Raw genomic sequence first — 12,886 nt, forward strand, 5'->3', positions numbered from 1 at the left:
TCCGCCCACGGGGGACATCGGCGCCTCGTTCACCGCCGGGGCTACGGCCTTGGCTGCGCTGGCCTTTCTCTTCGGTGCCTCTGCGCCGGCAGTCGACGCCGGCCCTGGTGGCCCCCAGCCGAGTACTGCGGTGACGCCGGCCGTTCCCGGTCCGCCCGCACCCTCGGCTTCACCGGAAGCGAGTCCGTGACAGCTCCGCATGCACGGTCGGGCGATCGCCGCGGTGAGGCCGTACGAGGCGGCCCCTGCGGCGGTTGTCCGGGCACGATCCAAGGCTTGCTGCGGTTGTCCGGGCACGATGCAAGGCTTTCAGGCCGTCCGGCTGCCGGATCGTGCCGACGGAACGGACGGGAGCCGTCGCCGAACGCCGCGGGTGTGAGACGACCCCAGGGAGGGGACTCGGCTGGACATGAAGCTCTTGAGTGAAGGGCACACCCAGGCGGACAGCCGGTGGCCGTACGTTGCCGCCGCAACAGCGGTCGCCGCGACCGCGGTGGCCGGAGCGGTAGCCGTGGACCCGGACAGCGCCTGGTATCGACACCTCGACAAACCGTCCTTCCAGCCGCCCCCGTGGGCTTTCGGCGCGGTATGGACACCGTTGTACGCCTCCCTCGCCTGGGCGGGCGGACACGCACTGTCTCGTGCCACGAACGCGCAGCGAGGAGCCCTGGCGGCATCGCTGGGCACGAATCTGGTGCTCAACGCCTCGTGGAACTGGCTCTTCTTCCGCCGGCACAGCACGAGGGCCGGACTTCTCGGCACGCTCCTGATCGACCTGAGCAACATCGCTCTCATCCGGCGTACCGCGGACGTCGACCGGTCGGCTGCCCGCGCGCTGCTCCCCTACGCGGCGTGGTGCGGATTCGCGACGGCATTGAACGCGGCGATCCTCAAACGCAACCCTGCGTGATCCGACCCCCTCCACAAGGAGATGGCCCGCCAGGAAGGCAGCGGGGCGGCCATGACACTCCCCAGTGCGACCGCCCCGCAGCACATCCAGACCTGAGGTTCCCCCGATCGCGGCGTCCATGCCTCCGCGCGCTCACGTGCTTGTGGTCCCAGGCCCAGGCTGTCGGTGGGTGATCCCTTGCCACGGGTCCGCCGGCGAGGGTGTCCACGCTCCGGTTCAGCCTCCCGACTGCTCCCCGGTTGCGTCCCAGAAATCAGCGGCAGGCTGCGGCGCAGCTCCGCTATCCGCAGCCTGACGTGGTTCGGCCCGTCGTGGTCGGGTGTGGCGTCGGACTCCGGGAGGGGCTGCCGGAGGTGGATGTCGGCGGAGCCGAGGAGGGCGGTGACAGCGTCGGCGTCGGGGACGCCGTGGTCGGGAAACCCTCCGGCCGGCCCGGGCCGGGGAAGGTCAGCTGGGGCGCCGGACCGAAGTCGATCCGCATCACCGCAACACTCGGGTGCCGTCCTGCGCCACGGCCCTCACCGGCGGCAGGGACGGTCCCACCCGGCGCCGATGCGCAGGCACCACGATGAGTCCCGAAACCGCCCGCCAGCGCGTAGCCCGCCGCACCGGAGAGCACCAGCGCGCTCGCCGCCGCAGCCGAGCTCCACCACCGGCTGCGAGCGCGGCGCATCGTCTGCCGCGATGACCGGCCCTCGACTCCACGCTCGCCGGCGCTCCCGGCCGCCCGCCCGACGCCGCGGCCGGCCGACGCGGAGTCCTCCCGCGCCTGTCGGCGCTCCTCCTCTACGTCCAAGGCGGCCTGCCGGCGCAGGTGTTCGGCTTCGGCGTGGGCTGCGTCGAGGACGCGGGCCGCCTCCTCGTGGGCGGCTGTGCGGGTTGCCTCGGCCTCCCGGCGGGCCGTGTCGATGAGGTCCTTGACGGTGGCGCGCAGGTGGCGCAGCGGCGTCTGGGCCTGGCGGTGGAGGAGCTTGACGTCCTGCCAGCGGCTGCGCCAGTGCGCGGCGAGGTCGGAGCGGGTCCGTGCGCCCGGTCCCCCGGGTGCGGTGTCGGCGGGTGAGCTGACGACGCGGACGAATTCGAGCAGCGCCTCCTGGGAGGGCAGTCGTCTGCCGGTGAGGGCTTCGTTGATGCCGGCGTTGGTCAACTTCGGGCGTACCGATGCCTTGACGATGTCCCGGTACGACGGCGCGCCGTAGCGGATGTGCAGCCGGTTCAGCTCGTCGGCGAAGTCGTGCAAGGCCTCCCGGTACGCGGCCAGCTCCGCGGAGTCCTCCACCTCCCCGAGGCTACGTTCCGCCACCGGAAGGCTCCCCTCTGTAGAGGAAAGCAACGGTAGAGGAGGTGGCAGCTGAACGTCTCAGGAATCGGCCGAACGTTGGTGAACACCCCGGACCGTTCGACAACGGATCACTTCGTCACGCCGGTGACCCGCATTGTCCGGGTTCCAGCGGGAGCGTACGAGGAGCTGGGATTCACCCTGCCTGACGCGGTGTGCTGGAGCCATGAACGACATCGAGCCCACACCCCGGTCGCCCCATCCCGTCCAGCCGCCTTATCCCGTCCAACGGCTCCACTCCGTCGAGCCGCCCGTCGCCGAGACGGAGCCGGCACCCGCTGAGCGGCCGCCGCGCTACCCGTTCCTCGACGGCGTCGTCCTCTTCGTCCTCCTCGCGCTGTGCGCAGGGGTCTACCGGGTCGTCGGAGATGCCGGCTTCTCCGTCATCACCGCCGCCGTTGCCGGTCTCTACGGCACCTGGCGTCTACGCCGCTGACCACACCGGGCCGACCCGACGCGGGGCCGGCCCCTCAGAGCGCCGGCTCCGGAAGCTCTCCGGGCTCGACCACGACGACCTCGACTCGGGTGCACCCGACCGATTTCAGTGCGCGCCGGCGTTTGGTGGCCGCGCGCTTGTCGTAGTGGCCGGCCGCCGCCTGCGGCACACCGTCCGGGTCGGTCCACGTCAGGCTGTAGCGGTGTTTCGTGGGCTTCATGCGGTCATCCTCTCCGGCGCCGGACATGGGCAGACGGATGCGTGGTCCGTTCGACGCAGCAGCTTCACACGTCTGCCCCCGCGGTGGAAGACCATCCGGGTGGGACGGCCACAGGGAGGGCCGACGGGCTTGGACGGCCGACTGAGCCGCATGCGAGGCAGGTTCGGCAGGCGCGTCCGGGGATGCGCCGATCCCAGCACCGACCTGAAGGAGATCACGTGGGCTCCGGCGAGGAAGACGACCTCGCCCTCGTCGGTGCCTCGGCACTGGATGTTCGGGCAGGCCCTGGTCTTGAACTCGGCCACGGGGACGGTAGTCGGCCCACTCACCAGCCCTCTGACGCGAGACGCGAGAACGGTGGAGGGGCCCGGCGGCGCCGGGCCCCTCTTCACACGTTGATCATCAAGCCCGCGGCTCCGAAGGCCTTGGGTGGTGACGGGCTGCTGGTGTCAGCCGCGGACGATGTTCTCGGCCTGGGGGCCCTTCTGGCCCTGGGTGACGTCGAAGGTGACGTGCTCGCCCTCGTTCAACTCCCGGTAGCCGTTGCCCGAGATGTTGGAGTAGTGGGCGAAGACGTCCGGGCCGCCGCCCTCCTGCTCGATGAAGCCGAAGCCCTTTTCGGAGTTGAACCACTTCACGGTGCCGCTGGCCATACTGCTGTCCTTCGAAATAACGCCGGGGCTCCCCCCGGCTGATCTGTGAGAGGCACCTTCCGTCACCGGACGGCACCCGACACCTGTTCTACCCCACCAGCCAGGCTGATCAACCGCTCCTCGCATAACATCCTGGCGACCGACGCGACACGGATGTGATGCGGCGCCGGCCCAGCGGCCAGACCGGCCCCCCAGCGCGCACGTGCCTTCGTCACCGCCCTGTCGTCGTGGCGGAGCCCGGCGAGGTCGGCGTTGCCGACACAGAGCCTCGGCACGCTAGGAAATGGTGTCGTCCCGTGGTGCGCGGCGTCGGCTGACAGCACCGGTGATGATCTTGACAGCGACGCCCAGGATGACGAGGTCCGCGATCATCTGCCCGGTGACCACGAGACGGGCCGCGTCGCTCTTGGCCGTGAGGTCGCCGAAGCCGACCGTCGCGAAGACGGTGACGGCAAAGTACAGGCCGTCGGTGTGGGTCAGCGGGATGCCGAAACTACCGTCCGACAGTTTGGCCATGACGACGTAGGTGCCGGCGAACAGCAGCAGGAAGAACGGGACGCTGGTCGTCAGCGCCTCCACTGCCCGTAGTCCCGGAAACGGCGATCGCGTGACCGAACGAACCTGAAAGGCCACCAGGGCGACGAACCCGAACAGGCCGACGACCAGGATCGTGACAGCGACCCCCGCGGAGTAACGGTCCAGGGGCAGCAGAAAATACAAGGTCACCAGAGCGGCGGCGGATCCCGCCATCCGAAGGAGCGTGCGTACCACCCTGCCGCGGGTCGGCCTCGATCCCCGCAAGGTCTCCGGCCCGAGGCCGGCTCCGGCACTCACTTGGCAGGGTGCGCGACGGCGGCACGGACCCAGTCGTGAACAGGGCCCGGATCCAGGGCGCCGAGGAACTCGGAGAGGGGGCCCTCCCAACTGCGTGTCGCACGGTCGGCGGCTGCTGCCGCGACCGCCTGCCGGGTCTCTGCGTCCGCACCCCGAATCAGGGTGACGACAGCATCGGGACCTGCTTCGGCGAGGATCCGGTGACCCTCGCTCGTATCGGAGTCGACGTGGCTCTGGCGTACGCCTGCCGCGTGCACGCCGACCTTCGCCCCTTTCACGGTGGAGAAGGGGCCCATGAATCCCACCGTCCACGAGAAGCAGACACGCAGCAGGGCACTCACCAAGCCATTCGCCGTCAGCACGCGCGCCTGCGTCAACCGCAGTGAGCCATCCGCGTTTCCACCGACCACCACAGCTGTCACTGCGCCCCTGCGGGCCATCCTGCGGAAGCCGCGGCCGAGGCACGCCAGCATGTACTCGGCACCGTGCCGGCTGCCGAAACTGGCCAGAACAACCCACTCCTGCCGAGAGTCCGCGGCCTGCGACGTCATGAGGGAGCATCCTTTGCTGCCGACTAACAAGCGCAGCGGACCCGTCAAGGCCCACCCTTACGACCTTAGTTATCACTTTTGTCTTTTATTGCAGCATTGAACCGCCTCCACGCGCGTCGTCGACGCGCGATGCGGATGATCCGTATCGACCCCCGCTTTCGTGAGTCGGAAGGGATATAGGTATCGAAGATGGTGAAAATGGTGCCTTGATCGATCCCTGCCTGCGGCCTACCCAGGGCACTGGAGGGGCCCTGGAAGGTGAGGTGGCCTCGATGGTGGAGTCCTCCGATGTCCAAGACGATGCGGGCTCCGTCGAGGCTGGGGGCTACCAGCAGGAGCTGAAGCGGACGCTCGGCTCCTTCCAGGTGTTCGCGATCTCGTTCGCGTTCATCTCGGTGGCGGTCGGCATCTTCGCGACCTTCGACGAAGTCCTGCAGACCGCCGGACCGGTCGGGATCTGGCTGTGGCTCATCGCGGCCGTAGGACAGACCCTGGTGGCCCTCGTGGTCGCGCAGTTCGCGGCCCGTATCCCGCTCAGCGGTTCCTCCTACCAGTGGGCGTCGCGACTGACCAACCCGAAGGTCGGCTGGTGGTTCGGCTGGCTGACCTTCTGTTATCTGGCGATCGGCGTGGTGGCGGTCGACAACGCGCTCGCCAGCCAAGCGTTCATGCCGCTGGTGGGCCTCCAGCCGGACGAGGACGTCGCGCGGCTGATCACGCTCGTGGTGCTCCTCGTCCAGACCGTGTTGGCCGTGGCCTCCACGCGCCTCGTCAGCCTGATCAACACGGTCGCGGTAGGGCTCGAACTGGCGCTGGTGGTGGTCGTGGCCATCGCCCTCGTCATCGCCGTGGCCGTCACGGGCGACGGCTCGGTCGGCAACCTCACCTCGCGCGGTGTCGTCGAACACTCTCCCGACTACTTCACGGTCGGTGGCGGCCTGATGCTCGCCATGATCATGGGGCTCGCGACACTCGTCGGCTTCGACTCCGCCGCGAATCTGGCCGAGGAGGCCAAGGACCCCTTCCGCGCCGTTCCGCGCGCGATCGTGGGATCGGTCGTGGCAGCGGGCGTCCTGGGCATGCTGTTCCTGATCACGCTCACCGTCGCGATCGACGACATCCCCCGCATCAGCGCCACCGGCTCACCGGTCGCGGCGATCATGCGCGACCAGCTCGGTCCGGTGACGGAGAGGACGCTGCTGGTCGCGATCACCATCGCGTTCTTCGGCGCCGGGATCGTCGTCATGGTCGCGTGCTCGCGGCTCGTCTTTGCGATGTCGCGCGACGGACGCTTCCCCGCCCACCGGCTGATGCGACGCGTCAACCCCCGCACCAGGACACCGATTCCCGCCACCGTGCTGGTCTTCGTCCTGGGTCTCGTTCTGATGGTCGCGCTGCCAGGCACCGCGCTGCTGAAGCTGGTCACCGCCTCGACCATCCTTCCCGCGGTCACCTACGGCTCGACGATCGTGCTCTACCTGGCGGTGCGCGGACGTCTGAGCCGCAAAAGGGGCGCCTTCGACCTTGGACGCTTCGAGCTGCCGGTCGCCATCTGCGCGCTGCTGTGGACGCTTATCGCATTGTTCGTTCTGGTGACCCCGAAAGAGGCCTTCGTATCCGTCGTGATCGTGGCGGGCCTCCTCCTCCTGGGCGGCCTCTTCTTCTTCGCCATGCTGCGGTTCGATCGCCGAGCCATGGAGACCGAACCGGGCGAGGTCGACTCCTTCACCGGCTGACCACACGGCGTCCTGTCTGCTCCGAAGGGAACCCCTGACGAGGCGGCGGGGCGACAAGGCGGCGCGGATGCAGTCGGTCAACAGGTCGGCCCCGGACCGGAGAGTCCCGGTCCGGGGCTGACCTGGCCGCGCATCCCGTCACCGCGGCGTGAAGCCGCCGCGCGTCGGCGCGCTCACCACTCGTCCCCCCACTCCTCCTCGGGGAACGGCAACGGATCCGTGACCCAGCCCGCCGTCAGCACGAGGCGCGTGTGGCGATGCAGGGCGAGGAAGCCGAAGGGACGGTCGAACGCGGCGCTGATCCGAGTGGTCAAGTAGCGGAAGTCGGGTGCACCCGTCGGGCCGAGTGCGAATGCCGTCACCGCGGCGGCCTCGAAACCCGACGCGCCGAACTTGGCCATCGTCTTCTGGTTGGCCGACTCGATGGCGAGCGGGAAGTCGCTGATGCCGGGGAAGTGCCCGTGCGACGTGTCCCGTGCGGTCGTGAGCCCGAACAACCCGTGCAGCTTCAGCAGATCGTGACTCGCGTTCATCGTGTACGCCGCTGTCGTCACCTCCAGCGACGGCGGCTCGGGCCGCGTACTGTGCACCTTCTCCACCAGCAACCCGGGTCCCACCTTCCCGAAGGGCAGCCCCGGTCCCGACACGACCGTGCACCGGCCGGCGAGGAGGTCGACCCCGACTCCGAGCACGTGCCCCGGCGTCATGCCCTCCTCGCCGAGAAGCAGGTGCACGTCCAGGGCGTTGTTCCCCAGTACCTTCAGTTCGGTGACATGCCCGCCGGGTGTGTCGGTCACGCCCACCCGGTCCAGCACCGTACTGGAGCGCCGCAGACCCATCCGGGGCACGGTGGCCCATGGCTCGTACGCGGTGTCCAATGGCACCTCGTGGAAGGGGCTCAGCCACTGTGTGCGCATGGCCAGTGCGCTCGCCAGCACCAGCTGCGTGGCCTCGTTCAGCATGACCGGCATACCGTCGATCAACCCGCCGGTCCGCTGCACCGCCCAGGCGTCCAGCGCCCGGTGGTCGGCCGCGGGGTCTCCGGTGAGCACCCCGTGAGCATCGACCGGCAGCCCCGCCCGCCACTCCTTTCGCAACTCCAGAGTGCGCCGCGTCCACAGACCCAGAGCCGTGTCGAGTCCCCGCATGCTGCTCATTGCCGCGAGCAACTCATGTGCGGACTGGGCCGCTTGCTCCGCGGGAAGCCCGACAGCCTCCGCCAACTCGGCCCGGGCCACACCTCCCGCTCCATCGGCCAGGAGGGCCAACAGGGGCCACACCCCGGCCGCCGAGAACGTCGTACCGCCCTCCGATACGCCCGCCCACCGCGCGGTCAACCCGTTCACCGCACGGACCGTCGTCGTAGCGACTCCCATCCCACCCCCATCGTCAACCCGCGATTCCCCGTGCTTACGGAGAGAGGCGGTACGTCATTCCCACAGCGCCCTCCATGAAGAAGGCGCCTTGCCCAAGCGAAGGGAGCAGCACCTCGCCGCTCGGAACGGAACAGCCTCGCGTCGGCGGGGAGGACAACGCCACACTGCCTCTTCGGCCGCTGACACAAGCGCGCCCCAGTCGCGATCCACACCGACCGTTGTCAACGGTAGTTCGCGATCACGGTGGGTCGCTGTTTACTGCCCGTAGAGGAGATCCGCACCCCCACTCGCCTCACGACGGTCCGGATAGGGTGATGCAGGTCCGCAGCGCGCTGTGCCGGCGTCGGAGGGAGAGGCGGGCGTCATGCACGTGCGCTCGGTGGGTCAGGAAACTGGTCATGATGTGGACGCCAGGTCCAGTGCCCGTGCCAGGGCGGCAGTGACGGCGGCAGCATGTGCCGGCAGTTGTCGTTCAGCCCAGGTTCCGACGAGGCCGAGGAAGTCCCGCACATCCTGCTCGGCGCCCGTAACGAGCCTGCGTACCTGGTCTGTCGGCAGCTCGATCACCGGGCTTCCGTCCGTCCCGTGTGCGTCGAACGTCAGCCGGACGCCGTCGCCGACGCGTTCGGCCACCGAGGACGGATCATGCCCGAAGGAGGAGTAGCCGGTGCCGTCGAGCACCTCCAGCCAGTCCCGCCAGGCCTCCAGGCCGTTGCAGCAGCCCGGGTCGACGAAGACGGTGCCGGTGGCGTTGTCGGTCACCCGGAACCCTCCGGCGGCGAACAGATCAGGCATGGTGAGCAGCCCGTGCAGGAATGAGCCGAGCGGATCGGTCGGGCACGGCCCACGCTCCTCCTCCGGCTCGAAGTCGTTGCAGGCGGCGATCCGCATGACCGCCGTGCCTACCTCCGCCGGAGTCAGCTCCCCGTTCAGCACCAGGTGGCCGTACGACTCATGTTCACCGATCTGCCAGAGCGCGAAGTCGTCCGCGGCGAAGATCTCCAGAACGGGTTGCATCACCATCACAGGGGGATGATGCCGGACTCACCGATACAGCACCAATGGCTTTCCGTGCAGGCGCATCAGCTGCCTGCCGGTGTGGTGCTGCTGTGCGTCGAGGGTCCCGCAGTCCGCGCGCTGGGGTGCGGGGTGGCCGGTGTGAGGCCACCCCGCACGGGGTTCAGTGCCCGAGGCTCAGTGCCCAAGGGCGCGGTCGACGGTCCGTACGAGTTCCCCGTCAGGGGTATCGCCGTCCAGGGACCAGAACATCGCGCCGCCGAGTCCCCTGGCCCGGACGTAGCGGGACTTCAGCGTGAGGACCTGCGGGTCGTCGTAGGTCCACAGGGTCGTGCCGTCGAAGAGCCAGGCGTGGCCGCCGCGGGGATCGCGGTGCAGTCGGTACTGGCCCGTGTCCGCAAGGGCCTTCAGTTCCTTGTAGTCGGCGTAGCCGTTGGCCCACTTGGCCGGGGCGGGTGCCGTGGCCGGCTGGCCCAGGCCGTCGCCGCCGCCGCTGACACCGGTCCAGCCCTGACCGTAGAACGGCATGCCGACGACGAGCTTGCGGGCGGGGGCTCCACGCCGCAGCCACGCGTCCACCGTGCCGTCGACGCTGAAGTCGTCGCGGGCGTAGAGGGCGGACTGCTGGGCCGTCGTCTTCTCGCCGCTGACGTGGAAGTCGTAGCCCTGGAGGTTGACGAAGTCGAAGTCCTTCATGATCTTGCCGACCTCGAACCCGGCGTCGATCTTGGCGGGTGCGGTCGGGACGAACGCGGACAGCTCGTAGTGGTGGTGGCGGGTGCGCCCGTAGGCGTCGAGCTGTCGGCGGAACTCCGCGACGAGAGCGGTGTAGTTCCGCTTGTCCTCGGGGCGGTACACGGTGTCGGTGTCGCCCTCGGAGCCGGGCCACTCCCAGTCCAGGTCGACGCCGTCGAAGAGACCGGCGGCGGCACCGGCGCCGCCGCGGACGCCGTCCTGGGGCAGATTGCCCTTGAGATAGAGGTCCACGCAGGAGGCGACCAGCGCCTTGCGGGCGGCGGGCGTGCGGACGGAGTCCGAGAAGTGGGTCGACCAGGACCAGCCGCCCAGCGAGATCATCACCTTGAGGCCGGGGTGCGCCGCCTTGAGTTCCCGCAACTGGTTGAAGTTGCCCGCGAGGGCCTGGGTGTCGCTGTCGGCGATGCCGTCCACCGAGTTCTCGGCGTCCAGCGGTCGCTCGTAGTCGGCCCACGGATCCGACTCGCCGGGGACGTTACCCATGAGGCACTTGCCGTCAGTGCCGATGTTGCCGAACGCGTAGTTGACGTGGGTGAGCCGGGCGGCAGCGCCGCTGCGGTCGAGATCCTGTACCTGGAAGTCGCGCCCGTAGACGCCCCATTGGGTGAAGTAGCCGACGCGGCGCGGGGTGTCCTGGTGGTGGTCACCGTGGGCGGCGGCGGCCGGCGCGAACGCGGCGAGCAGGGAGAACGAGGTGACGGCAACGGCCGCTCGGGAGAGAAGTCTTCGGCGAGGACGCGGGCGTAGGCGCATAACGGAGCTCATTCCTCTGAGGCGTGGTGCAAGTGCCGTACACAGCAGTGGACTTACCTGCACGAGAAGCTATTGGTCTGGACCATCGGGGTCAAGGGTCCGGGCCGGCGTCACCCCATACCGTGCCGGGCAGGCCCGCCGGAGCGGCCGGTCACGAGCCGGATGAAACTGCCGGCCACCGGCGCGCCGCGACACCGGCTGCTCAAGTACCGGGGCACCCCGGGGGCGTGGCTCTTGCCCAGGTGGCTTGACCTGCCGCTGGTACCAGCCCACGCGGTGTCTCGGTCAGATACGAGAGCGACGCGCGGCCCTGCGTACGCCCTGCCGGCCGGCAAACCGACTGGGAGAATCGTTGGCATGACTGAGCGTTCCAGGAATTCCGAACAGGACATGCTGGCTTCCGACGACGAACGTGACCGGGCGACCGAGCGTGTTCGTGATGCCCTGGCCACAGGACGCATTGACATGACGCAGATGGATCAGCGGCTCACCGAGATATACGGCGCGAAGACGCGTGCCGAACTTGAGGTCGCTACCCGGAACCTCCCGAGTCCTGGTACCAGGGACGCACTGGTGGTGGACCGCCGCCCGACGTCCCGGTTCGCGTTGGGCATGTTCGGCGGCTTCGCCCGGAGAGGTGAGTGGGTCCTTCCGCCCGCCTTCACCGCGTGGTCAGTGTTCGGTGGCGGCCTCCTCGATCTGAGCGAAGCTCGCTTCACCAGCCAGGAGACGCGGGTGCTCGCGGTCTCGTTGTGGGGTGGAACCAAGATTGTTGTCCCGGATGACGTCGAGGTTCAGGTCAAAGGCGTCGGGATCTTCGGCCTGTTCGGCAAACGCGGAGCCCGAAAGGGAGGACCGGGTGCCCCACGCGTCGTGATCAGAGGACTCGCCCTGTGGGGTGCCGTCATCACCGAGAACAGGACGTTGGGGAACCCCCAGCACCAGGGAGAGCTCGGAGGGGGCGAGTCCTGAGCTCGATGGCGTCCGGCGAGTCAGAGCCTCGGCGTACGGGATGAGCCCCTGACAGCCGACGCGAACGTGAGTGGCTCGGTGCCCATGGCGCCCCGAGCCGGGCGCTCTCGGTGGGACCCCCAAGTGATGGGGGGCGCTTGGCCGTTGTCGCCCGGGCCACGGACGGCGGCGAGCTCGACGGCGAGGGCGATGACAGTCTTCGTCGCGCCGCCGAGCCCGCAGCCCGCCATCTCGCGGGCGAGGTTCGGGCCGAACAGGCTGGTGCCGGCCCGGGGAGATCACTTCACTACGACGTTGTCCCCGGCCGAAGTCGACGGTCCGGTCGTGGTGTTGCCGTAGTACACCCAGCGCCACGTGCCCGTCTTGGATGCCTTGACGGTCGTCTTGAGATTGCCCGAGCCGTTCGCGTACACCTTCTTCACCGTGGTGTAGGAGGTGGCTCCGGTGGGCTTGAACTGCAGGGTCACCAGGCGGCCTTCGTAGGAGGCGTACTTCCTGGTCTCCCAGTTGGCGCGCGTCACCTTCCCGGTCACGGTGACGGTGCTGCCCTTGGTTACGGGCTCGGGCGAAGCGTTGACCGTCAGACGGGAGTTGCGCTTGACGTAGACGGTGAGGCCCTCATCGTCGGTGTCACCGCCGTCGGTGTTCCCGGCGGCATCCTCGTAGTACACCTCGGCCCCGACCTTCCAAGCTCCGGCCTCGCTGTTCTGCATCTCCCACTCGCTCGGGTCGAAGAACATCGTCTCGTTGATGTCGCAGACGCTCGGGCTCACCCTGATGCAGTCACTTGTCTGGATGGCGTGCCACAGTCGATCACCCGCATTGCCGCGGTACAGAAACACCGCCGGCCACTTCCATTTGTGGGTGGTCGCCAGCCTGAAAGTGGTGGGCGCAGCGACCTCGTTCGACACCCCGATCACGATCGGCTTGCCGTCGTTCACGTGGACGCGGGTGAACGAGGCCCCGCCTTCGGCCGCGTCGGCCGGAACTGCGGCCACGCCGGTCAACACGGCGGCCGCGCCACCGGCCACGACAGCTCTCCCGAGCTTCTTCCCCACTTGATCCCCGATCTCTGTACCGAAGGGCGCCGGAGACTCGTCCTCCGGCGCGTTTCTCAGACAGCCGGGAATCACACGGGGTTGTACACCCGTGGATCACGATCGGGCATCGGGCATCGGGCATCGGGCATCGGGCATCGGGCATCGGGCGATGTTCGCCTCTACGTTCGCCTTTTGGGCGACGATGGCGGGCGTAGGAGGCTCGTTCTCGTCCAAGAGCCTCTGCTCACCGGGCTCGCGCCCTCCATCTCGGCGACGCCACGAACTCGACGAGC

At 68.8% G+C, this 12,886-nt stretch carries 13 protein-coding genes; 4 read left to right on the plus strand and 9 right to left on the minus strand.

Features of this window, described 5'->3' with window-relative positions; genetic code table 11:
• Positions 1 to 409 precede the first annotated feature (409 nt).
• A complete protein-coding gene (locus tag OG406_RS05380; protein WP_329184362.1) occupies positions 410 to 910 on the plus strand; it encodes a TspO/MBR family protein in 501 nt (166 codons plus the stop codon).
• Positions 911 to 1,190: 280 nt separating this feature from the next.
• On the opposite strand, the gene OG406_RS05385 is transcribed toward OG406_RS05380, so the two are convergent.
• Positions 1,191 to 2,213 (minus strand): ATP synthase F0 subunit B, encoded by a 1,023-nt coding sequence (locus OG406_RS05385; RefSeq protein ID WP_329184364.1) that lies wholly within the window; start codon positions 2,211 to 2,213, stop codon positions 1,191 to 1,193.
• 202 nt (positions 2,214 to 2,415) lie between these two features.
• On the opposite strand from OG406_RS05385, the gene OG406_RS05390 reads away from it, so the two are divergent.
• Positions 2,416 to 2,685, plus strand: a complete 270-nt coding sequence (locus OG406_RS05390) for a hypothetical protein (protein ID WP_329184366.1) — start codon at positions 2,416 to 2,418, stop codon at positions 2,683 to 2,685.
• Positions 2,686 to 2,719: 34 nt separating this feature from the next.
• Here the strand turns inward: OG406_RS05390 and OG406_RS05395 are convergent, their stop codons facing one another.
• From OG406_RS05395 to OG406_RS05410, 4 genes are all read right to left on the minus strand, one after another.
• Positions 2,720 to 2,905 (minus strand): hypothetical protein, encoded by a 186-nt coding sequence (locus OG406_RS05395; RefSeq protein WP_081220975.1) that lies wholly within the window; start codon positions 2,903 to 2,905, stop codon positions 2,720 to 2,722.
• 449 nt (positions 2,906 to 3,354) lie between these two features.
• Positions 3,355 to 3,558 carry a cold-shock protein gene (locus OG406_RS05400; protein ID WP_164372316.1) on the minus strand — a complete coding sequence of 68 codons (204 nt, stop codon included), beginning with the start codon at positions 3,556 to 3,558 and terminating at the stop codon, positions 3,355 to 3,357.
• Positions 3,559 to 3,834: 276 nt separating this feature from the next.
• Positions 3,835 to 4,308 (minus strand): potassium channel family protein, encoded by a 474-nt coding sequence (locus OG406_RS05405; protein ID WP_329184371.1) that lies wholly within the window; start codon positions 4,306 to 4,308, stop codon positions 3,835 to 3,837.
• Positions 4,309 to 4,388: 80 nt separating this feature from the next.
• Positions 4,389 to 4,943, minus strand: a complete 555-nt coding sequence (locus OG406_RS05410; RefSeq protein ID WP_329184373.1) for a hypothetical protein — start codon at positions 4,941 to 4,943, stop codon at positions 4,389 to 4,391.
• Between the two features lie 272 nt (positions 4,944 to 5,215).
• On the opposite strand from OG406_RS05410, the gene OG406_RS05415 reads away from it, so the two are divergent.
• The gene (locus tag OG406_RS05415) at positions 5,216 to 6,679 is read left to right on the plus strand and encodes an APC family permease (protein ID WP_329184375.1); all 1,464 of its coding nucleotides are present in this window, start codon (positions 5,216 to 5,218) and stop codon (positions 6,677 to 6,679) included.
• A 173-nt stretch (positions 6,680 to 6,852) separates the two neighbouring features.
• Here OG406_RS05415 and OG406_RS05420 read toward each other — a convergent pair whose 3' ends face one another.
• From OG406_RS05420 to OG406_RS05430, 3 genes are all read right to left on the minus strand, one after another.
• Complete coding sequence (locus tag OG406_RS05420; protein WP_329184376.1) at positions 6,853 to 8,055, minus strand: serpin family protein; 1,203 nt, start codon at positions 8,053 to 8,055, stop codon at positions 6,853 to 6,855.
• A 396-nt stretch (positions 8,056 to 8,451) separates the two neighbouring features.
• Positions 8,452 to 9,078 carry a hypothetical protein gene (locus OG406_RS05425; RefSeq protein WP_329184377.1) on the minus strand — a complete coding sequence of 209 codons (627 nt, stop codon included), beginning with the start codon at positions 9,076 to 9,078 and terminating at the stop codon, positions 8,452 to 8,454.
• Between the two features lie 171 nt (positions 9,079 to 9,249).
• On the minus strand, positions 9,250 to 10,581 hold the full coding sequence (locus OG406_RS05430; RefSeq protein ID WP_327408148.1) for a glycoside hydrolase family 18 protein: 1,332 nt from the start codon (positions 10,579 to 10,581) through the stop codon (positions 9,250 to 9,252).
• A gap of 357 nt (positions 10,582 to 10,938) precedes the next feature.
• On the opposite strand from OG406_RS05430, the gene OG406_RS05435 reads away from it, so the two are divergent.
• Entirely contained in the window at positions 10,939 to 11,553 is a 615-nt protein-coding gene (locus OG406_RS05435) for a DUF1707 SHOCT-like domain-containing protein (protein ID WP_329184380.1), read from the plus strand.
• Between the two features lie 278 nt (positions 11,554 to 11,831).
• Here the strand turns inward: OG406_RS05435 and OG406_RS05440 are convergent, their stop codons facing one another.
• Positions 11,832 to 12,611 (minus strand): hypothetical protein, encoded by a 780-nt coding sequence (locus OG406_RS05440; RefSeq protein ID WP_326841693.1) that lies wholly within the window; start codon positions 12,609 to 12,611, stop codon positions 11,832 to 11,834.
• Positions 12,612 to 12,886: the final 275 nt, after the last annotated feature.

The sequence above is a fragment of the Streptomyces sp. NBC_01428 genome, from assembly GCF_036231965.1.
Classification (GTDB): domain Bacteria; phylum Actinomycetota; class Actinomycetes; order Streptomycetales; family Streptomycetaceae; genus Streptomyces.

Excerpts from the sequence above, each read along its gene's own strand:
- OG406_RS05380 (WP_329184362.1), top strand. The coding sequence starts at position 410 with ATGAAGCTCTTGAGTGAAGGGCACACCCAGGCGGACAGCCGGTGGCCG.
- OG406_RS05390 (WP_329184366.1), top strand. The coding sequence starts at position 2,416 with ATGAACGACATCGAGCCCACACCCCGGTCGCCCCATCCCGTCCAGCCG.
- OG406_RS05395 (WP_081220975.1), bottom strand. The coding sequence starts at position 2,905 with ATGAAGCCCACGAAACACCGCTACAGCCTGACGTGGACCGACCCGGAC.
- OG406_RS05400 (WP_164372316.1), bottom strand. The coding sequence starts at position 3,558 with ATGGCCAGCGGCACCGTGAAGTGGTTCAACTCCGAAAAGGGCTTCGGC.
- OG406_RS05405 (WP_329184371.1), bottom strand. The coding sequence starts at position 4,308 with ATGGCGGGATCCGCCGCCGCTCTGGTGACCTTGTATTTTCTGCTGCCC.
- OG406_RS05410 (WP_329184373.1), bottom strand. The coding sequence starts at position 4,943 with ATGACGTCGCAGGCCGCGGACTCTCGGCAGGAGTGGGTTGTTCTGGCC.
- OG406_RS05415 (WP_329184375.1), top strand. The coding sequence starts at position 5,216 with ATGGTGGAGTCCTCCGATGTCCAAGACGATGCGGGCTCCGTCGAGGCT.
- OG406_RS05420 (WP_329184376.1), bottom strand. The coding sequence starts at position 8,055 with ATGGGAGTCGCTACGACGACGGTCCGTGCGGTGAACGGGTTGACCGCG.
- OG406_RS05425 (WP_329184377.1), bottom strand. The coding sequence starts at position 9,078 with ATGGTGATGCAACCCGTTCTGGAGATCTTCGCCGCGGACGACTTCGCG.
- OG406_RS05430 (WP_327408148.1), bottom strand. The coding sequence starts at position 10,581 with ATGCGCCTACGCCCGCGTCCTCGCCGAAGACTTCTCTCCCGAGCGGCC.
- OG406_RS05435 (WP_329184380.1), top strand. The coding sequence starts at position 10,939 with ATGACTGAGCGTTCCAGGAATTCCGAACAGGACATGCTGGCTTCCGAC.